Annotated in this window: 18 protein-coding genes; 16 read left to right on the top strand and 2 right to left on the bottom strand. The window is 64.5% G+C overall.

Annotated elements, in window-relative coordinates; genetic code table 11:
- Positions 1–6 precede the first annotated feature (6 nt).
- Together LB568_RS04405 and LB568_RS04400 are read left to right on the top strand one after the other, a co-directional pair.
- Positions 7–1,266 (top strand): ABC transporter substrate-binding protein, encoded by a 1,260-nt coding sequence (locus LB568_RS04405; RefSeq protein ID WP_224729287.1) that lies wholly within the window; start codon positions 7–9, stop codon positions 1,264–1,266.
- A 213-nt stretch (positions 1,267–1,479) separates the two neighbouring features.
- Entirely contained in the window at positions 1,480–2,880 is a 1,401-nt protein-coding gene (locus tag LB568_RS04400) for an FAD-binding oxidoreductase (protein ID WP_224729285.1), read from the top strand.
- Positions 2,881–2,959: 79 nt separating this feature from the next.
- On the opposite strand, the gene pcaQ is transcribed toward LB568_RS04400, so the two are convergent.
- A complete protein-coding gene (pcaQ, locus tag LB568_RS04395; protein ID WP_140572786.1) occupies positions 2,960–3,877 on the bottom strand; it encodes a pca operon transcription factor PcaQ in 918 nt (305 codons plus the stop codon).
- A gap of 92 nt (positions 3,878–3,969) precedes the next feature.
- Between pcaQ and pcaD the strand changes: the two genes are divergently transcribed.
- From pcaD to pobA, 6 genes are read left to right on the top strand one after another with little or no spacing between them, the layout of a single operon-like run.
- Entirely contained in the window at positions 3,970–4,779 is an 810-nt protein-coding gene (gene pcaD, locus LB568_RS04390) for a 3-oxoadipate enol-lactonase (protein WP_224729283.1), read from the top strand.
- Positions 4,772–5,179: a 4-carboxymuconolactone decarboxylase gene (gene pcaC, locus LB568_RS04385; protein ID WP_224729281.1), complete on the top strand. Its 408-nt coding sequence runs from the start codon at positions 4,772–4,774 to the stop codon at positions 5,177–5,179. The genes pcaD and pcaC overlap by 8 nt, the downstream gene beginning before the upstream one ends.
- Positions 5,169–5,924 (top strand): protocatechuate 3,4-dioxygenase subunit beta, encoded by a 756-nt coding sequence (gene pcaH / locus LB568_RS04380; RefSeq protein WP_224729280.1) that lies wholly within the window; start codon positions 5,169–5,171, stop codon positions 5,922–5,924. Before pcaC ends, pcaH begins: the two co-directional genes overlap by 11 nt.
- Positions 5,924–6,538: a protocatechuate 3,4-dioxygenase subunit alpha gene (gene pcaG, locus LB568_RS04375; protein ID WP_224729279.1), complete on the top strand. Its 615-nt coding sequence runs from the start codon at positions 5,924–5,926 to the stop codon at positions 6,536–6,538. The genes pcaH and pcaG overlap by 1 nt, the downstream gene beginning before the upstream one ends.
- A 19-nt stretch (positions 6,539–6,557) precedes the next feature.
- The gene (locus tag LB568_RS04370; RefSeq protein WP_224729277.1) at positions 6,558–7,610 is read left to right on the top strand and encodes a 3-carboxy-cis,cis-muconate cycloisomerase; all 1,053 of its coding nucleotides are present in this window, start codon (positions 6,558–6,560) and stop codon (positions 7,608–7,610) included.
- Entirely contained in the window at positions 7,610–8,782 is a 1,173-nt protein-coding gene (pobA, locus tag LB568_RS04365; RefSeq protein ID WP_224729275.1) for a 4-hydroxybenzoate 3-monooxygenase, read from the top strand. The genes LB568_RS04370 and pobA overlap by 1 nt, the downstream gene beginning before the upstream one ends.
- A 91-nt stretch (positions 8,783–8,873) precedes the next feature.
- On the opposite strand, the gene LB568_RS04360 is transcribed toward pobA, so the two are convergent.
- Positions 8,874–9,545, bottom strand: a complete 672-nt coding sequence (locus LB568_RS04360; RefSeq protein WP_013896893.1) for a FadR/GntR family transcriptional regulator — start codon at positions 9,543–9,545, stop codon at positions 8,874–8,876.
- A 223-nt stretch (positions 9,546–9,768) separates the two neighbouring features.
- Between LB568_RS04360 and LB568_RS04355 the strand changes: the two genes are divergently transcribed.
- Genes LB568_RS04355 through LB568_RS04320 form a run of 8 tightly spaced genes read left to right on the top strand, consistent with a single transcriptional unit; the run spans position 9,769 to position 19,204 of the window.
- Entirely contained in the window at positions 9,769–10,647 is an 879-nt protein-coding gene (locus LB568_RS04355; RefSeq protein ID WP_224729274.1) for a fumarylacetoacetate hydrolase family protein, read from the top strand.
- Entirely contained in the window at positions 10,644–11,423 is a 780-nt protein-coding gene (locus tag LB568_RS04350; RefSeq protein WP_224729272.1) for an alpha/beta fold hydrolase, read from the top strand. Before LB568_RS04355 ends, LB568_RS04350 begins: the two co-directional genes overlap by 4 nt.
- Positions 11,424–11,475: 52 nt before the next feature.
- The gene (locus LB568_RS04345; protein ID WP_140780707.1) at positions 11,476–12,804 is read left to right on the top strand and encodes a metal-dependent hydrolase family protein; all 1,329 of its coding nucleotides are present in this window, start codon (positions 11,476–11,478) and stop codon (positions 12,802–12,804) included.
- Complete coding sequence (locus tag LB568_RS04340; RefSeq protein WP_140780708.1) at positions 12,801–13,856, top strand: branched-chain amino acid ABC transporter permease; 1,056 nt, start codon at positions 12,801–12,803, stop codon at positions 13,854–13,856. Before LB568_RS04345 ends, LB568_RS04340 begins: the two co-directional genes overlap by 4 nt.
- Positions 13,853–14,878 carry a branched-chain amino acid ABC transporter permease gene (locus LB568_RS04335; protein ID WP_140572776.1) on the top strand — a complete coding sequence of 342 codons (1,026 nt, stop codon included), beginning with the start codon at positions 13,853–13,855 and terminating at the stop codon, positions 14,876–14,878. The genes LB568_RS04340 and LB568_RS04335 overlap by 4 nt, the downstream gene beginning before the upstream one ends.
- Positions 14,879–14,930: 52 nt before the next feature.
- Positions 14,931–16,178, top strand: coding sequence for an ABC transporter substrate-binding protein (locus tag LB568_RS04330; protein ID WP_023777065.1), 1,248 nt, complete (start codon positions 14,931–14,933; stop codon positions 16,176–16,178).
- A 22-nt stretch (positions 16,179–16,200) separates the two neighbouring features.
- Positions 16,201–16,986 (top strand): ABC transporter ATP-binding protein, encoded by a 786-nt coding sequence (locus tag LB568_RS04325; protein ID WP_013896886.1) that lies wholly within the window; start codon positions 16,201–16,203, stop codon positions 16,984–16,986.
- Positions 16,979–19,204, top strand: coding sequence for an ABC transporter permease (locus tag LB568_RS04320; RefSeq protein ID WP_224729270.1), 2,226 nt, complete (start codon positions 16,979–16,981; stop codon positions 19,202–19,204). The genes LB568_RS04325 and LB568_RS04320 overlap by 8 nt, the downstream gene beginning before the upstream one ends.
- Positions 19,205–19,266 lie beyond the last annotated feature (62 nt).

Genomic DNA, 19,266 nt, shown 5'->3' with positions numbered 1-19,266 from the left:
ACAACAATGAGAAACACGATACTCCAACTCACCACGGCACTTGCCCTCGTCACGATGGCCGGTGCGGCGCAGGCCGCCGACTGCAAGATCACCGTCGGCCTCGTCATGGAACTGACCGGCCCGGCCGGCGAATACGGCCAGGCTGGGGCCAAGTCGGTCGAGATGGCCTTCCGCGACATCAACGCTGCCGGCGGCGTGCGCGGCTGCGATCTGGCGACCGACACGCGCGACAGCCAGAGTCAGGGCAATATCGCGGTCGATGCCGCCACACAGCTGGTTCAGGTCAAGAAGGTGCCGGTCATCATCGGTGGTATCATCTCTTCGGTGTCGATCCCGATCCTGACCTCGGTCACCGCGCCGGCCAAGATCGTCCAGGTCTCGCCGGCTTCGTCCTCGCCTACGCTGACGGCGCTTGGCCGCGACGGCAAGACCAACGGCATCTTCTTCCGCACCATCACTTCGGATGCGCTGCAAGGCGTCGCCGCCGCCAAATACGCCATCGACAAGGGCTTCAAGAAGCTGTCGATCATCCACGTCAACAACGACTTCGGCGTCAACATGGTGGCCGAATTCTCCCGTGCCTACAAAGCGCTCGGCGGCACCATCGTCTCCGACACGCCCTACAACGAGAAGCAGTCGAGCTATGCCTCAGAAGTCACGGCGGCGATGGCCGGTGAGCCGGACGGCCTCTATCTCGTCAGCACGCCGGTCGATGGCGCCACGGTTGCCCGCACCTGGATTTCGCAGGGCGGCGTTCAGAAATTCCTGCTCAATGACGGCATGAACAGCCCGGACTTCATAGAATCCGTCGGCGCCGATTATCTGAAGGAGGCCTACGGTACCTCGTCGGGCACCAGCCCGACCGCCTCGACCGACTACTTCATGAAGAACTACAAGGAGTTCTCAGGCATCGAACCGTCGAACCCGGCGGCCGACCGTTCCTATGACGCGGGTGCCATCGTCGGTCTCGCCATCGCCATTGCCGGCTCCGAGGATCCGGCCAAGATCAAGGACGCGATGTACAAGGCGGTCGACCCGGCCGGCACGCCCATCTTCGCCGGCAAGGACGAGTTCGCCAAGGCGCTCGGCCTGATCAAGGACGGCAAGCCGATCCGCTATGAAGGCGTCATCGGTGCGGTCGCCTTCGACAAATATGGCGACATCACCGGCCCGTTCCGGCTGTGGAAAATCGTCGACGGCAAGGTGACCACCGATGGCGAGATGACCACTGACGACGTCAACGCCCTGCAGGCCAAGCTTCAGTAAGCTGACACAGTGCTCCGGCATCGATCGCGTCTTATTGTGATCGATGCCGGCACCGCCTGGGGCAGGCCGATATCGCTTGCAAGGCACACGATCGCGAATAGGATCGGCGGGCTGCAATTGAAGGATGGCGAGCGTGTTGGACAAGGATACTCATCGGGCCATCCGGTTGGTTCATGCAGACGACGCGCTTCGCCACGCAGGCAGCTAGGCCCGATGTCGCCTGAAACGGAACGACTTCTGTCCGCTCTTGGCGCTCGGCTGAGCGCGGGCGGCATCCTCGCCGGCTCCGATGTCGACCAGCGCTATCGCGACGATCCCGACGGCAAGCTCGGCGTGCTGCCCGAGCTGGTGCTGCGTCCGCGCGGCACCGAAGCCGTCGCGGTAGCACTTGCCGTGTGCAATGAACTCTCCCAGCCAGTTGTGATCCAGGGTGGACGCACCGGGCTGGCCGGCGGCACACGCGTGCAGCCGGGCGAGGTCGTGCTGTCACTGGAGCGCATGACCGGCCTTGCCGCTCCGGATCGGCAGGCCGCCAGCATCGTTGCCGAAGCGGGCGCGACGCTGCAGGCGGTGCAAGAGGCGGCCGACGGCGCTGGGCTGATGTTCGGCGTCGATATAGGCGCGCGCGGTTCGGCCACGATCGGAGGCAACATCGCCTCCAATGCCGGCGGCATCCGCGTGCTGCGCTATGGCATGTACCGGGCGCAGGTGCTGGGACTGGAAGCCGTGCTTGCCGATGGCAGCGTGCTCACCTCGCTGAAAGGCCTGCCCAAAGACAATTCCGGCTACGACCTCGGCCAGCTCTTCATCGGCTCGGAAGGGACGCTCGGCGTCGTCACCCGCGCCGCGCTCCGGCTGCATCCGAAACCGGCATCTGAAGTGAACGCCTTCTGCGCGCTCGCTTCGCTCGATGCGGCCATCGCTCTGCTCGGGCTGCTGCGGCAAAAGCTCGGCCCGCTGCTGTCCGGCTATGAGGTGAATTTCGCGCCGCTCTATGATGTCATGGTCGCCAGCATGGCGATGCCGGCGCCGCTGCCGGCGGGTTCTCCTGTCTATGTGCTGGCCGAGATCCAGGGCAGTGAGCCCGAGCGCGACGGCGAGCGCTTCGCCGCGGTGCTGATGCAGGCGGTCGAGGATGGCGTGATCGACGATGTGGTGGTGTCGCAGTCGCCGCGCGAATTCCGGGCGCTCTGGGACGTGCGGGAGGATGCCAACCGCGTCCTGTTCTCGATGAAGGGTCTGATCGGCGTCGACATCAGCATTCCGCTGGCACGCATGGGTGCGTTCCTGCGGGAAGCGGACGCCGCCATCCATACCGTCGACCCCGGTGCCGACATCTATGTCTTCGGCCATCTCGGCGACGGCAACCTGCATTATCAGATCATGACCGCGGATCCGGCGGCGGCCTATGGCATTGTCTATCGTGGCGTGGCGGCGGCAGGCGGCGGCGTTTCGGCCGAGCACGGCATCGGCCTCGATAAGAAACAGTGGCTTCATCTGGTGCGCAGCGACGCCGAAATCGCCACGATGCGGCGGCTGAAGGCAGCGCTCGACCCGAAGAACATCCTAAATCGAGGACGAGTCTTCGATCTCGACCCGACAGGCTTGCCCTGAGCGCGACGCCGGCCTCGACTGGTCTCCGCCCGATCAGAACCCCAGCCGGCTGGCGGGCTTGCCTGAACGGTCCAGCACCTCAGTTGCCTTGCCTTGCCGCTTCGCGAATGGTCTGCAGCAGGATGATGAAGGCGGGCGAGGGGGGAGTATCCGTGCGCATCGTCAGGCCGACGGGCCCCCTGGTCTCCTCGGTGTTTACCGGCAAGGCGACGAAGGCGCCGCTGGCGATCTCATTGGCCACCACGCCGGCCGAAATGATCCACACCGCATTGCTCTGGCGCGTGAAGGAGCGGCCGAAGGAATCCGAGACGGTTTCGATCTCGGTGGCCGGAGCGGTCATGCCGTTGGTGATGAACAGGCGATCGACGAAGGGACGGATGACGGATTCCCGCGTCGGCATCAGCACCGGGAATTCGTCGAGGCGGGCGAAGATGTCCGCCCCTGGCTCGAGCAGCGGATGTCCGGCCCGCACCACGAACAGCACCGGCTCGGAGTAGAGGTGCTCGAAGAAGAAACCGGTCATGTTCTCGGGTGCGGCCAGCCGTCCGACGACGAGGTCGAGCGCGCCGGTGCGCAGTTGCTCCAGCAGCACGGCGTTCTCGCCGGTGACGATCTTGATCGCCGCCCCGGTATTTTCCCTAAGGAACAGGCTCATCGCCTGTGGCATGACCTTCGCCGATACCGTCGGCAGCGCGCCGATGCGGATCGGGTGGCGATTGATCGCGCCGTCCTGGCGAACGGAATCGACACCGCGCTTCAAAGCCGTGATCGCTGTGCCAGCATGGCCAAGGAAAATCTCGCCAAGCCTCGTGACCCGGATGCCGCGCCCGTCACGCTCGACAACGGCGACACCGAGCGCCTCCTCCAATTCGCGCAGGGTCTTGGTCACCGCCGGCGCGCTGACATGCAGGAAGTCGGCGGCACGGGCCACGCTTCCCTGTCGCGCGACCTCCAGGAACGCCTGCAGATGACGAAACCGGATGCGGTTTTCGGACATGGTTTGATAACCCCTGAGTTAATGAAACGGTGTAAAATATCATTTTACCGAACCAAATGCCTCGTGCAATGTAGGGATGGAGGATCGAAATCGTGCCATTCGTCACCATCGGCGGCATCACGCTGCACCATCGATATGTCGAGGCAAGCGGCAAGGCGCCTCCGATTGTGTTCATCAATTCGCTCGGCACCGACTTCCGGATCTGGGACGATGTCGTCTCGGCGCTTGATGGGGACATGCCCTTGCTCGTCTATGACAAGCGCGGCCACGGGCTGTCCGACATCGGCGATATCGGCTCGATCGACGATCATGTCGATGACCTCTCGGCGCTCATCGATCATTTCGGGCTGGAGAAGGTCGTGCTGTGCGGCCTGTCGGTCGGCGGCATGGTCGCGCAAGGGCTCTATGCCAGGCGCCCCGAAATCGTCGAGGCCATGATCCTGTGCGACACGGCGCACAAGATCGGCACGGCGGAGAGCTGGAACACACGCATCGCGACGGTCGAAAGCAAGGGCATCCAGGCCATTGCCGATGGCGTGCTGAAAGTCTGGTTCACCCCCACTTTCCACACGAAGCGGGGGGCCGAGCTGGATGGCTATTGGAACATGATGACCCGCCAGACTCTGGCCGGTTACATCGGGACCTGCAAGGCGGTTCGTGACGCGGATTTCACCGACGCGGCGGCCCGCATCGAGGTCCCCACCCTTTGCATCGCCGGCGACCAGGATGGCTCGACGCCCCCCGATCTTGTCCGCTCGCTGGCTGCTCTGATCCCCGGCGCGCGCTTCGAGATCATCCGCGATGCCGGGCATATTCCTTGCGTCGAGCAACCCGAGTCGCTCACCGCGCTGATCCGCGGTTTTATCGCATCGCTTGCCCCTGGAGCGGAAACTCATGGATGAAGCCCCCGGCAACGCCGCCAGATATCGCACCGGTCTTGCGGTGCGCCGCTCCGTGCTCGGCGATCGGCATGTCGACCGCGCGGAGATCGCCGCCACCGATTTCGACCAGCCTTTCCAGGAGTTGATCACCGAGGCGGCCTGGGGAACGGTGTGGGCGCGGCCGGGCTTCAGCAAGCGCGAACGCTCGATCGTCACGCTGGCGCTGCTGGCGGCACTCGGCCATGATGAAGAGGTCGCCATGCATGTGCGCGCCACCGCCAACACCGGTGCCACGCGCGAGGATATCTGCGAAGCATTCCTGCATGTCGCCATCTATGCCGGCGTGCCGGCCGCCAACCGTGCTTTCAAGATCGCCAAGGACGTGTTTTCGGAAATGGACGGAGCCGACAATGCCCGTTGAATCCGGATCGAACCGGAGGCCCGAGACCGGCGCCTTTTTCCAGCGCGACCGGACATGGCATCCGCCGCCGCTGACGCCCAACTACAAGACTTCGGTGTTGCGCTCGCCGCAGAAGGCGCTGCTTGCCTTCGACAACACGCTGTCGGAACTATCGGGCCCTGTGTTCGGTCATGCCATGCTGGGCGAACTCGATGCCGACCTGATCCACAATTTCGCCAGGCCCGGCGAGAGCGCGATCGGTGAGCGCATCATCGTCTATGGGCGGGTGCTCGACGAGCGCGGCGTCGGCGTGCCCGGTGCGTTGCTGGAATTCTGGCAGGCCAATGCCGGCGGCCGCTATCGCCACAAGAAAGACGGCTATCTGGCCCCGCTCGACCCGAATTTCGGCGGTTGCGGCCGCACCATATCTGGCGATGATGGCGGCTACGCCTTTCGCACCGTCAAGCCCGGCTCCTATCCCTGGCCGAACGGGCCGAACGACTGGCGGCCCTCGCACATCCATTTCTCGATCTTCGGCCACGGCTTCGCGCAGCGGCTGATCACGCAAATGTATTTCGAGGGCGATCCGCTGATCTGGCGCTGCCCGATCGCGCGCGGCATTCCCGACAAGGCCGCCATCGAGACGCTGATCGCCGCGCTCGACATGCAGGCGACGGTCCCCTTCGACGCGCGCGCCTACAAGTTCGACATCGTGTTGCGCGGGCGGCGTTCCTCGCTGTTCGAAAACCGGCTGGAGGGCAATTGATGGCCCAGTCGCTCGACCGGCTCAGGGAAAGCCCTTCGCAGACCGCGGGACCTTACGTCCACATCGGACTGACGCCCAATTTCTGCGGCATCGGCGGCGTCTATCCGACCGACCTCGGTGCGACCATGGTCAACGACAAGACCAGGGGCGAGCGCATCGGTTTGCGCATCCGCGTGCTCGATGGCACCGGCACGCCGCTCAAGGACGCGCTGATCGAGATCTGGCAGGCGGACGCCGACGGGCTCTACAATTCGCCGGCCGAATTGCGCGGTGCCGCGGATCCGAATTTCCTGGGCTGGGGCCGTTGCCCGACCGACATGGAAACCGGCCTGTGCGCCTTCGAGACGATCAAGCCGGGCCGCGTTCCGTTCGGCGATGGCCGCCTGATGGCGCCACACATCACGCTCTGGATCGTCGCGCGCGGCATCAATCTCGGCCTGCACACGCGGCTCTATTTTTCCGATGAGGAAAAGGCCAATGCGCAGGATCCGATCCTGGCGCGCATCGAGCACCGCATCCGCGTGCCGACGTTGATCGCCGAGCGCAGGGGTGACGCCTACATCTTCGACATCCATCTCCAGGGGGAGAAGGAAACGGTCTTCTTCGACAGCTGATGGTCAGGAGAAGCAGGACATGACCGTATCGCCTTTCGACCATCCGTTGCTCTCCGCCCTTCTCGGGGACGAGGAGGCATCGAGGCATTTTTCCGTTGAAGCAGAAATCGAGGCGGCGCTGGCGTTCGAGAGCGCGTTGGCCGAAGTGGAGGCGGAGAACGGGATCATCACCAGGGATGCGTCGGCCGCGATCATGGCGGCGCTGGCCTCGTTCCGGCCGGACACGTCCCTGTTGCGGGCCGGCGTCGCCAGGGACGGCGTCATGGTTCCGGAACTTGTGCGCCAGCTCAGAATGACGGTCGGCGAACCGCATGGCGACAAGGCGCATTTCGGCGCCACCAGCCAGGACGTCCTCGACACCGGCCTTGTGCTCCGGCTGAAATCCGTCGTCGAGCACCTCGGCCTGCTGCTGACCGAGACCGTCATACGGCTGACCTCACTGGAGGAGCGCTTCGGGGGCAGGCCGCTGACCGGAATGACGCGCATGCAGCCGGCGATCCCTATTCAGGTGGCGGATCGCGTGAGGGCGTGGCGGGCGCCACTGCAGCGGCATCAGGAGCGATTGTCGGAACAGTCCAGGCGCTTGCTGGTGGTGCAGTTCGGCGGCGCTGCCGGCACGCTGGAAAAGCTTGGCGACGAAGGGGCGGCGGTACGCGCGGCACTGGCCGCGAAACTCGGTCTTGCGGACGCGCCGCAATGGCACAGCCAGCGCGACGCGCTCGCCGACTTTGCCGGCTGGCTGTCGCTGGTGACCGGCAGCCTCGGCAAGTTCGGCCAGGATATTGCGCTGATGGCGCAAGGGGGGACCGATATCGCGCTTTCCGGCGGTGGTGGCTCGTCGGCCATGCCGCACAAGCAGAACCCGGTGAAGGCCGAAGCGCTGGTGGGGCTCGCGCGCTTCAACGCCACGCAGCTTTCCGGCATGCATCAGGCGCTGGTGCATGAGCAGGAGCGGTCGGGCACGGCTTGGACGCTGGAATGGCTGCTGCTGCCGCAGATGGCTGTCGCAACCGCGGCGTCGCTGCGCCTTGCCGCCGAACTGGCCGCACAGGTCGAAAGCCTCGGACACTAATGCGCGCGCAGGTCGTGATCGTCGGCTCGGGACCCTCCGGCCTGCTGCTTGGCCAGCTTCTGGCCGGCATCGGCGTCGATACGGTCATCCTTGAGCGATCCAGCCGTGAGCATGTGCTTGGCCGCGTGCGCGCCGGCGTGCTCGAACAGGGGACGGTCGAACTGCTGGAAGAGGCTGGTGCTGCTTCAAGACTGCATGCCGAAGGCTTGCCGCATTCCGGTATCTCGCTGGCTTTCGACGGACGCCTGCACCGCATCGACCTGTCGGCGCTGACTGGCGGCAAGAATGTCACGGTCTATGGTCAGACCGAAGTGACGCATGATCTGATGGACAAACGCGAGGCGGCCGGGCTCGTCACTGTCTATGAGGCCGCTGACGTCGCGCCGCACGATTTCGATGGCGCCGCACCTTTCGTCACTTATGACAGGGACGGCGTAAGCCATCGCATCGATTGCGACTTCATTGCCGGCTGCGATGGCTATCACGGCGTCAGCCGCAAATCGGTGCCTGAAAGCGCGCTGAAAATCTTCGAGCGGCACTATCCGTTCGGCTGGCTCGGCGTGCTGGCCGAAGTGCCGCCGGCCGATCATGAACTGGTCTATGCCAATCACGAGAGGGGTTTTGCACTGTGTTCGATGCGCTCGACGCACCGCAGCCGCTACTATGTGCAGTGCCCCGAGGGCGATCGCGTCGAGGCATGGTCGGACGACCGCTTCTGGGACGAGTTGCGCCGCCGTTTGCCGGAACGGACGGCGGCGAGCGTCGTTACCGGGCCATCCTTCGAAAAGTCGATCGCGCCGTTGCGCTCCTTCGTTGCCGAGCCGATGCGTTTCGGCCGGCTGTTCCTGGTCGGTGATGCCGCCCACATCGTACCGCCGACCGGCGCCAAGGGCCTCAACCTCGCCGCCAGCGACGTGTGCTATCTCTTTGCCGGCCTGCGCGATTTCTACGCCGGGAAATCAAGCGCAGGAATTGACGCCTATTCGCAAAAGGCGCTGGCGCGGGTCTGGAAGGCGGTGCGCTTTTCCTGGTGGATGACAACCATGCTGCATCGTTTTCCCGACACCGGCGACTTCGGCCAGCGCATCCAGGAGGCCGAGCTCGACTATCTCGTCCACTCGCGGGCGGCGTCGACGGCGCTTGCCGAGAACTATGTCGGGCTGCCCTATTGAAGGCTCTTTCTCCGGCGCAATCCCCGAGGGAAAATGCTGTGCGGTTTTTGCCGGGAAACCGCCCTGCTGCCCGCGCCTCCCATTCCGGTTGCTACCGTCCGAGCAGATTGCGCTCGACAGTCCGCAGATGCGCCAGCATGGCCTGGCTGGCGCTCTCGGGGTCACGGCGCAGCAGCGCATCGAGAACGGTCTGGTGCTCGCTGCAATAGATGCTGCGGCGTTCCTCCGAAAAGGACCGCTTCTTCATTTCGAACCACGGCGCCTGATTGCGCAGGATGCGCATCAGATTGTGGATCTCCTTGAGGAAGTCGTTGCGCGAGCACGCGAAGATGCGGTGGTGAAACTCCGCGTCCCAGTGCTCGAAGGTCGGCATGTCCTGCGATTCCGAAGCGATCTTGTGCGCCTCGCGCACCGCGTTGAGTTCCATGGCGCTGGCATTGGTGGCGGCGAACGCCGCCGCCGCCGGTTCCAGCAATTGTCGGATCTCCATCATGTCGGCGGGGCTGGTGCCTTCCATCCGGCCGACAACCGCCGCCATAGACGCCGGGTTGGTGGTGGTCAGGAACGTACCGCGCCCGACATGCCGCACCACCGTGCCGTCATCCTCGAGGAAGGAGACCGCGCGCCGCACCGTGTTGCGCGCGACGCCGAATTCGCTCGCCAGGTCGCGCTCCGGCGGCATGCGGCCATTCTCGATCCATTCGCCGGAAGAGATCCGTTTCTTCAGCGCCGTGGCGATATCGTTGGCGACGAGCTTTGGCATGTCTGGCAGCTTTTATCTGATCCAATATTGAACCATCGTTAGCAGTTTCCGATGCTGTCGTCCACCGTGGCGCGTCGTCGATATCCCAAAGGAGCCGGCCGCAACAGCCTCATTCCTTTTTGGAATGACCAGTCTAGATTCCGCTTGCGGCCTAAACCAATCGGCGATAGCGTGTAACAAAAGAGCGAAGAATTGGCTCAGTATTGGTTCAGGGAGGATGAGGATGCGGGTCGCGACTTTTTCGATCGCCGGCGAACGTCGCGTGGGTCTTGTCGACCTCGATGCTGAGACCATCGCGCCTTTCGATTTTTCGGTCGACCAGGCCAAATCCGGTATCCTGGCCCTGATCGAGCGCAATGGCGCCGGCATCCCTCGCACCCTGTCGCCGATCCCGTTGGCGCAGGTCGAGATCGAGGCGCCGATCCCGCAGCCGCGCCGCAACATCTTCTGCGTCGGCAAGAATTATCACGAGCATGCGCATGAGTTCGCCCGCAGCGGCTTCGATTCCAGCGCCGGTGCGGGCGCGATCCCGAAACACCCGATCATCTTTTCCAAAGTGCCTGAATCGGTCGTCGCCAACCATGCCAGCGTGCTGATCGATGCCTCCGTCTCGACGGCCATCGACTACGAGGCGGAGCTGGCCGTCATCATCGGCAAGGGCGGCCGCGGCATCTCCAGGGAAGACGCGCTCGACCATGTCTGGGGCTATACCATCGTCAACGACGTCACCGCGCGCGACCTGCAGGGCAAGTACAGCCAGTGGCTGATCGGCAAATCGCAGGACACATTCTGCCCGATGGGGCCATGGGCGGTGACCAGGGACGAGCTCGACCTGGCGACCGCCGGCATCCGTTGTTTCGTCAACGAAGACCTGCGCCAGGATTCCCGGATTTCGCTGCTTATCTTCGACATCCCGACCATCATCGCCACGCTGTCGCAAGGCATCACGCTGAGGCCCGGCGACATCATTGCCACCGGCACGCCGGTCGGTGTCGGCATTGGCTTCGATCCGCCGAAATACCTCAAGGCGGGCGACGTCGTGCGCATCGAGATCGACGGCATCGGCACGCTGGAAAACCGCTTTGCGGAGCATGTGCAATGACGACGGTGACGGTTGGCCAGGTCGTCGCGGAAGTCGTCGGCGAAGGCACTGCCGTGGTGATGATCCATGGTCTCGGCGGCACGTCCAACATGTTCCAGCCGCAGATGGCGGCACTTTCCGGCTATCGCGTCATCCGGCTCGACCTGCCGGGTTCCGGCCGTTCGCCGCGCCCGATCGAGCCGCTGACCATTGAAGGTATGAGCCAGGCGGTGGTCCGCGCCATGGCGGGCATGGGGGTCACATCAGCGCATTTCGTCGGCCATTCGATGGGCACCATCGTTTGCCAGCAGATTGCAGCAGCGCAGCCTTCACTGGTCGCCTCTCTGGCACTGTTCGGCGCCCTGGCGGAACCGACCGAGGCGACCAGGCAAGGGCTCGCCCACCGGGCCCGGTTGGCGCGCTCGGGCGGCATAGCCGAGATCGCCGACCAGATCGTCGCCAATGCCATTTCGGCGCACACCAGGGAAACCTCGCCGGCTGCCGTCGCCTTCGTGCGGGAGTCCATCACCCGCCAAGATCCGGAATCCTATGCCCGCACCTGCGAGGCGCTGGCCAAGGCAACCGCTGTCGATGCGAGAAGGATTTCGGCGCCGACGCTGCTCGTCACCGGCGATGCCGACACTGTCAATCCACCCGGCGTCGGGCAGGCGCTTGCCGACAAGATCAAGGGGGCCATATTCTCCTCGCTTGATCGGTGCGGGCACTGGGCCACGGTGGAAAGCCCGCGCGAAAGCAGCTCGAAGCTCGCCGATTTTTTGAGACGGGTTGATAGGTGAGGATTTCTGATCGGGCGTAGAACTACGCGCTCGGCAAGTTGGGAGGCTTGTTATGGCAGACGACAGCTGGAACGCAAACGGCTCGGGCAGCACGCTCTTCACCAATGTGCGCGTGCTCGACGCGACAGGTGAATATCCCTACACCGGCGAAGTGCTGGTGCAGGGCAACCGTATCAAGCAGATCACCAAGGGCTCATCGCGCTTCGGCGCGCCTTCATCTTCATCCTATGGAGGTGGGGCTACGGTGATCGACGGTATGGGCGCGACGCTGATGCCTGGCATGATCGACGCGCATCTGCATCTGTCCTGGAACAACGCACCTGGCATCGATCCCATCCAGATGATGGAGGTCGAGGAGCACATGCTGGTCACCATGGAGATGGCCAAGCTGGTGCTCGATGCCGGCTTCACCGCCGGCCGGGGTGCGGCCGCCGCCAAGCCGCGCCTCGATGTCGTGGCCAAGAAATTCATCAACCAGGGCCGCTTCCCCGGACCGCGCTATCTCGCGGCGGGTCCGGAGATCACCACGGTCGGCGGCCTCGGCGATTCCGCGCCGTCGCATATTCCGCATGAAGGCCTCAATCTCGGCCTCGTCGTCTCCGGCCCGGAGGAAATCCGCCGCACCGTGCGCCAGCTGATCAAATACGGCGTCGATTCCATCAAGTTGAACCTGTCGGGCGAGAGCATCACTGGCATGGGCGCCGAGGAGACGCCGATGTCGGAGGAAGAGGTTGCCATGGCCGCTTCCGAGGCACGCTGCCGCAACAAGGTGCTGTCGGCGCATGCGCGCTCGTCCGGCTCGGTCAAGCAATGCGTCCGCCACGGCATCCAGAACATCTACCACGCCTCCTTCGCCGACGAGGAAGCGCTCGACATGCTCGAATCGGTCAAGGACAAGCACTTCGTCGCGCCCGGCATCGCCTGGCTGATCAACACCGCGCGCCATGCCGAGCAATGGGGCATCAAGCCCGGCTCGCCGCTGTCGCTCGAATATGAGCGCGAACTCGAAATGTGCGTCGAGACGATGAAGAAGATGCACCGGCGCGGCATCCGCGTCTGCATCGGCGGCGACTACGGCTTTGCCTGGACGCCGCAGGGCACCAACGCCAAGGACATCCAGACCTTCGTCGAAATGCTCGGCTTCTCGCCGATGGAGGCGATCCAGGCCGGCACCAAATATGGCGGTCAGATCATGAACATGGGCGACGAGCTCGGCCTGATCAAGGAAGGCTATCTCGCCGACATCCTGCTGGTCGATGGCGACCCGATCTCGGATGTGCGCATCCTGCAGGACAAGAACCGCATCCTCGCCATCATGAAGGATGGCAAGTTCCACAAGGCGCCGCGCATGAACGAGCAGCGCCGGCGGCTGACTGCATGAGCCTGCTCGACCAGCCAACTTCGTCGTCGCTCTCAAGCGGCAGCGGCGGCATGACGCGCAAGCAGGCCTGGGGCCTCGTCGGCCTGCTTGCCGCGGCGATCGTCGCGTGGCTGGTCTTTGCCGTCTGGCCGGATTGGCTGAATGCGATCCTGATCTCGAAGAAGGCTTTCGTCAGCGCCATCCTCAACGGCATCACGCTGGCCGGTCTCTATTTCCTCGTCGCCAGCGGCTTTACGCTGATCTTCGGCCTGATGCGCAACGTCAATCTCGCGCATGGCTCGCTCTATCTGCTCGGCGCTTACATCGGCTACGAGGTTACCAACCGCACCGGCTACTGGCTGCTCGGCGTGGCCGCCGGTTTTGCCGTGCTGGCCATTGTCGGCGTCGTCATGCAGGTCTTCGTCTTCCGTCGCCTCGAAGGCGACGATCTTCGCCAGACCTTGGTCTCGATCGGCATTTCGATCGTCGCCGCCGATCTGATGCTCGCTGTGTGGGCCGGCGGCACGTACCAGATCACCACGCCGGAATGGCTCGACGGTGCCTTGACCTTGCCCGTCATCACCGCGGTGCGCTCCAACGGCGCCTCGGTCTTCCTCACCTATCCGCTCTACCGCGTCGTCGTGCTGGCCGCGGCGATCGTCATCGGCGTCGGCCTCTGGCTGATGCTGCACAAGACCCGCATCGGCATGATGATCCGCGCCGGCGTCGACGACCGCGCCATGCTGCAGGCATCCGGCGTCAATGTGCATGCGGTGTTCGCCATCGTCTTTGCCGTTGGCGCAGGCCTGGCCGGCTTTGCCGGCGTCGTCGGTGGCTCGGCGCTTTCGGTCGCGCCGGGCGAGGACGTACGTTATCTCCTGGCTTCGCTGGTCGTCGTCATCGTCGGCGGCATGGGTTCGATCACAGGCGCGGCCATCGGCGCGCTGCTCATCGGTCTCGCCGAGCAGATCGGCCTCGTCTACTTCCCGACCTACGGCATCGTGCTGACCTTCGTCATCATGGTGGTGACGCTGGCGGTCAGGCCACAGGGCATCATGGGGAAGGCGCGATGAGCCTGGCCATCGCCACCACCAGCGCAACGCAGCCGAACTGGCTGGAGAAGCTCGGCGCCGGCCACATCATCCTTGGTGTCGCACTGGTGCTCTATCCCCTGGTGGCATCCGATTTCTTCCTGACGCAAATCGGCGGCTATTCGCTGATCTTCGGCATGCTGGGCCTGTCGCTGATGCTGCTCGCCGGCTATGGCGGGATGGTCAGCCTGGCGCAGATCACGGTCGCCGGCATCTCCGCCTACGCCATCGCCATCCTGGGCAACAACAATTCCAGCATACTCGGCCTCGGCTGGCCGTGGTGGCTCGCGGTGCCGTTCGCGGTTCTGGCGGCGGCACTGGCATCGGCGCTGATCGGCTGGATCTCGGTGCGCACCGAGGGCATCTACACCATCATGATCACGCTGGCGATCGCCACCGCGACCTACTATTTCGCGCAGCAGAACTACGCCATCTTCAACGGTCATTCCGGCTATGCCGGTATCCGTGCGCCGGTGTTCTGGGGCATCGGCTGGCGTGACGCGAAACCATTCTACTACCTTTGCCTTGGCCTCGCGGTACTGTCCTATGCGGCGGTGCTCTACGGCTCGCGCTCGACCTTCGGCATGACCTTGCAGGCGATCCGCGACAACCCGCGCCGCATGCGCGCGCTTGGCTATCACGTCACCGCGCACAAGGTCGTCGCTTGGGCTTTGGCGGGCGTCATCGCAGGACTGGCGGGCGTGCTGCTGGTCTGGTTCAACGGCCGCGTCTCGCCCGGCACCATCGGTGTCGACGCGGCGATCGACGTGCTGATCATCGCCGTCATCGGCGGCCTGCGCCATCCGATCGGCCCGTTTCTCGGCGCGCTCGTCGTCGTCCTGATGCAGACCTTCGCCATCGACATCGTCGGCGCCGAGCGTTTCAACACGCTGATCGGCCTGGTGTTCCTGGTGATCGTCTTTGTCTCACCGGATGGAATTCTTGGGTTGTGGGGGAGGATCAAGCCACATCTTGCCCAGGAGTCCTTGCGTCCCGGCCCCTAGCAACCGGGATGGAATGAACCACTGCAAAACGAAATCAACGGGAGGAAAAATCATGAGGATGCATAGACGTACATTGCTCGCCTTGGCGGTGTTCACCGGGCTGACCGCGCCTTCGATGGCGCTGGCTGCCGACGACACCATCAAGATCGGCCTGCTCGCCACCTTCGAGGGACCGTTCACGGTGCTCGGCGAGGACGGCGAGCGCGGCGCCATGACCGCGATTGCGGAGATGAACGGCACCGTCGCCGGCAAGAAGATCGAGATCGTCAAGGGCTCGTCCGATGCTTCTCCCGACAGCGCCGTGCGCGCGGCACGCAAGCTGGTCGAGCAGGACGGCGTCAAGGTTCTGGTCGGCCCGCTCTCGGGCGACGAAGGCATTGCCGTCAAGGATTACGCCAAGACGCAGCCGAACGTGACCTTCATCAACGGCACCTCGGCCGCGCAGGACACGACATTGCGCGATCCGGCCGAGAATTTCTTCCGCTTCTCGACCGATGGCGCGCAGTGGATGGCCGGTCTCGGCACCTATGCCTTCAAGGACAAGGGCTACAAGAAGGTCGCCACCGTCGCCGAGGACTATTCCTTCCCCTACACGCAGGTGTTCGGCTTCATGGCCGAATTCTGCAAGGCCGGTGGCCACGTGCCGTCGAAATCCTGGGTGCCGATCGGCAACAAGGACTTCTCCTCGGTCATCGCCGCCATTCCGGAAGACGTCGATGCGATCTATGTCGCGCTCGGCGGCGCCGATGCGGTCAACTTCCTGACCCAGTACCAGCAGGGCGGCGGCACCGCGCCGCTGATCGGCGGCTCGATCACCGTCGACCAGACGGTGCTGACGTCGAAGGGCAAGTTGAAGGACGTGTTGAAGGGCACGCCGTCGGCCGGCCCGACCGCCGACACCAACGACGCACCGGCATGGAAGACGTTCGTCGAGGCCTACAAGAAGCAGCCGGGCGCGTTTCCCTCGCCCTCGCTCTTCGCCCATGGCTACTATGTCGACATGAAGGCGACGCTGCTTGGTCTCGACCAGGTCGGCGGCGACGTCTCCGACGGCGGCAAGAAGCTGCGCGAGGCGCTGTCGAAACTGTCCTTCGACACGCCGACCGGCAAGGTGTCGCTCGACAAGAACCGTAACGCCATCGCCGACATCTTCCTGACCGAGGTCACCGAAGGCGCCGACGGCAACCTCCTCAACAAGCTGGTCAAGGTCGTGCCGCAGGTCAACCAGACCCTCGGCATTCCCGAAGACGAGTTCATGAAGCTCGGCGCGGTCAACCGCGACAATCCGAGCTGCCCGTAACCGACGCAGAGTGCAGCCGCCAGTGACCGAAAGCTTCGCAGCAAACCGTCTTCAGAGCACCGGCGCCTATGCGCTGGAGCTCGATGGCGTGGCGCGGCACTTCGGGGCGCTGGTGGCGCTCTCGGGCATCACCATGAGGATCGCGGCCGGCGAGCGGCGCGCGGTCCTCGGCTCCAACGGCGCCGGCAAGACGACCCTGTTCAACGCCGTGACCGGCGATTTCCTGCCGACGGCGGGGCGCATCCGCTTCTTCGGCGAGGACATCACCGACCTGCCGCCGCATGAGCGCATCCGGCGCGGCTTGCGCCGCACCTATCAGATCTCGCAATTGTTCAAGGGCCTGTCGGTCCTCGATTCCATCTTTCTCGCTTGCCGCGGCGTCTCGCGTCGGCGATTTTCGCTGCTGCGCCCGGCAACGACTGACGTCAACATGGTGCAGGCGGAATCGATCCTCAACGCCGTCCATCTCGAGGCCCTCCGCGACACGCTGGTGGCGACGCTGAGCCACGGCCAGCAGCGCCAGCTGGAGATCGCGCTGGCGCTCGCCGGTGCGCCGCGTTTCATCCTGTTCGACGAGCCGGCGGCCGGTCTTTCCCCGACCGAACGCCGCGACCTCGTCGCCATCCTCAACGCACTGCCGAAGCATATCGGCTACATCATCATCGAGCATGATCTCGATGTCGCGCTGCGCGTCTCGGAATATGTCTCGATGATGCACAATGGCCGCCTGTTCAAGGAAGGCACGCCGCAGGAAATCGAAGCCGATCCCGAGGTGCAGGAGATCTATCTCGGGGGCAAGCATGGCTGAGCGCCCCGGCTCCTCCGGCAAGCCAACCAGGGCCATCCTCAGGATAGAAGACCTGCAGGTCTTCTACGGCGAGAGCCATGCGCTGCAGGGCGTCTCGCTGACGCTGGAAAGCGGCGTGCTGTCGGTCGTCGGCCGCAACGGCATGGGCAAGTCGACGCTTTGCAACACCATCGCCGGCCTGAAACGGGCCAAGTCCGGCTCGATCCGCGTCGATGGCCGCGAGATCACGTCACTCGAGCCGCACGAAATCCATCGCCTCGGTGTAGGCTATGTGCCGCAAGGCCGCCGCGTCTGGCCGAGCCTGACGGTCGACGAGCATCTGCGTCTCGCCGCTGGCAATCGGCGTGACGCCAGCTGGACCGTCGAGCGAGTCTACCAGACCTTTCCGCGCCTGGCCGAACGCCGCGGCAATGGCGGCTCGCAGCTGTCTGGCGGCGAACAGCAGATGCTGGCGATCTCGCGCGCGCTGCTCAGCGATCCGAAGCTGCTGGTCATGGACGAGCCGACCGAGGGCCTGGCGCCTGTCATCGTCGACCAGGTCGAACGCATGCTCGTCGATCTCGCCGCCGAAGGCGAGATGGCGGTACTGGTGATCGAGCAGAACATCGGCGTGGCGACCGCTGTGTCGAACCAGGTCGCCATCATGGTCAACGGCCGCATCAACAGGCTGATGGACGCCAAGGCGCTTGCGGCGGACCGCGAATTGCAGCAGCGCCTGCTCGGTGTCGGCCGCCATGCCGAGGAAGCACAGGTCACGCCGGCCGAAGCCGCGCAAGCCAAGGAGCAACTGGCGGAAGTCTATCGTGTCGACCGCACCGCCAACGGTTCGACCGAAGCGGTGTCACAGATTGGCGTCTATCGCCCTGTCACCGAACTGCCCAACCGCTGGAACGTGCCGGTCACCGAACTGCGCCAGGCGGCGGTCGACAAGGCAGCACCGCAGGACGATCTGAAGAAGGTCTTCGCCATCCCCTTTGCCGAGCGCATCGGCAGGACGGTGCTGGTCGCCGGCACCTTCGACACCAAGGGCAAGGAATTGCGCTTCGTCGCCGACCGGCTGAAGTCGCTCGGCCTGCCGGTACGCACCGTCGATCTGTCGACCTCGGGAAAACCGACCAGCGCCGATGTGCCGGCCATGCAGGTCGCCGGCATGCATCCAAGAGGATCATCCGCCGTCTTCACCAATGATCGCGGCGGCTCGGTCAGCGCCATGGCGGAAGCCTTCGCGCGCTGGATCGAACGCGAACCGGGCATCGGCGGCGTCATATCGGCCGGCGGCTCGGGCGGCACCACGCTGGCAACCTCCGGCATGCGCGTGCTTCCTGTCGGCATCCCCAAGCTGATGGTCTCGACGGTGGCGGCCGGCGATGTCGCCAAATATGTCGGTGGCGCCGACATCATGATGTTCCATTCGGTCGCCGATGTGCAGGGGCTGAACTCGATCACCGAACAGGTGCTCTCCAATGCCGCGCACGCCATGGCCGGCATGGTCGCGCAATTGCCCAACGCCGAGGCGTGGGAGACAAGACGCAAGCTGGCGCGGCCGGCCGTCGGCATCACCATGTTCGGCGTCACCACACCCCTGGTGCAAGCTGTCACGAAACGACTTGAAGCCGACTATGACTGCCTGGTCTTCCACGCCACCGGCATCGGCGGACGCGCCATGGAAAACCTCGGCGATTCCCGCCTGCTGTCGGCCTTTCTCGATCTCACCACCACGGAAGTGGCCGACATGATCGTCGGCGGCGTCTTCCCGGCGACCGAGGATCGTTTTGGTGCGGCGATCCGCACCGGACTGCCCTATGTCGGCTCGGCCGGCGCACTCGACATGGTCAATTTCGGTCCTCGCGACAGCGTGCCGGAGAAATTCAGCAGCCGCAAATTCGTCATCCATAATCCCAACGTCACGCTGATGCGCACCACGCGCGACGAGAACCGTGCCTTCGGCGAATGGATCGGCGCGCGGCTCAATGCCATGAACGGCCCGGTGCGCTTCCTGCTGCCGGAAGGCGGTGTCTCGATGCTCGACGCGCCCGGCCAGCCCTTTCACGACCCGGAAGCCGACAATGCTTTGTTCGAGGCGATCGAGAAGACCGCGCGCCAGACACCTTTGCGCCATGTCGGACGGGTGCGGGCCAACATCAACGACACGCCTTTCGTCGACGCGGCGGTCGCTGCCTTCCACGCGATCGCGCCGAAGCTGCAGAGGCGGGCATGAAGAATTGGACTTCGCCACCGTGCCGGTGGATGTTTGAAATCGGCCGCCTCGCGCCGGCCGCA

Origin of the sequence: Mesorhizobium sp. B263B2A (assembly GCF_020165775.1) — a bacterium.
GTDB classification, from domain to species: Bacteria; Pseudomonadota; Alphaproteobacteria; order Rhizobiales; family Rhizobiaceae; genus Mesorhizobium; species Mesorhizobium opportunistum.
The sequence above is the reverse complement of the archived record's forward strand: the minus strand, read 5'-3'. Positions and strand labels throughout refer to the sequence as shown.

Bases quoted from the DNA above. Each gene is read 5' to 3' on its own strand.
- LB568_RS04405 (WP_224729287.1), top strand. From the start codon at position 7: ATGAGAAACACGATACTCCAACTCACCACGGCACTTGCCCTCGTCACG.
- LB568_RS04400 (WP_224729285.1), top strand. From the start codon at position 1,480: ATGTCGCCTGAAACGGAACGACTTCTGTCCGCTCTTGGCGCTCGGCTG.
- pcaQ (WP_140572786.1), bottom strand. From the start codon at position 3,877: ATGTCCGAAAACCGCATCCGGTTTCGTCATCTGCAGGCGTTCCTGGAG.
- pcaC (WP_224729281.1), top strand. From the start codon at position 4,772: ATGGATGAAGCCCCCGGCAACGCCGCCAGATATCGCACCGGTCTTGCG.
- pcaH (WP_224729280.1), top strand. From the start codon at position 5,169: ATGCCCGTTGAATCCGGATCGAACCGGAGGCCCGAGACCGGCGCCTTT.
- pcaG (WP_224729279.1), top strand. From the start codon at position 5,924: ATGGCCCAGTCGCTCGACCGGCTCAGGGAAAGCCCTTCGCAGACCGCG.
- LB568_RS04370 (WP_224729277.1), top strand. From the start codon at position 6,558: ATGACCGTATCGCCTTTCGACCATCCGTTGCTCTCCGCCCTTCTCGGG.
- pobA (WP_224729275.1), top strand. From the start codon at position 7,610: ATGCGCGCGCAGGTCGTGATCGTCGGCTCGGGACCCTCCGGCCTGCTG.
- LB568_RS04360 (WP_013896893.1), bottom strand. From the start codon at position 9,545: ATGCCAAAGCTCGTCGCCAACGATATCGCCACGGCGCTGAAGAAACGG.
- LB568_RS04355 (WP_224729274.1), top strand. From the start codon at position 9,769: ATGCGGGTCGCGACTTTTTCGATCGCCGGCGAACGTCGCGTGGGTCTT.
- LB568_RS04350 (WP_224729272.1), top strand. From the start codon at position 10,644: ATGACGACGGTGACGGTTGGCCAGGTCGTCGCGGAAGTCGTCGGCGAA.
- LB568_RS04345 (WP_140780707.1), top strand. From the start codon at position 11,476: ATGGCAGACGACAGCTGGAACGCAAACGGCTCGGGCAGCACGCTCTTC.
- LB568_RS04340 (WP_140780708.1), top strand. From the start codon at position 12,801: ATGAGCCTGCTCGACCAGCCAACTTCGTCGTCGCTCTCAAGCGGCAGC.
- LB568_RS04335 (WP_140572776.1), top strand. From the start codon at position 13,853: ATGAGCCTGGCCATCGCCACCACCAGCGCAACGCAGCCGAACTGGCTG.
- LB568_RS04330 (WP_023777065.1), top strand. From the start codon at position 14,931: ATGAGGATGCATAGACGTACATTGCTCGCCTTGGCGGTGTTCACCGGG.
- LB568_RS04320 (WP_224729270.1), top strand. From the start codon at position 16,979: ATGGCTGAGCGCCCCGGCTCCTCCGGCAAGCCAACCAGGGCCATCCTC.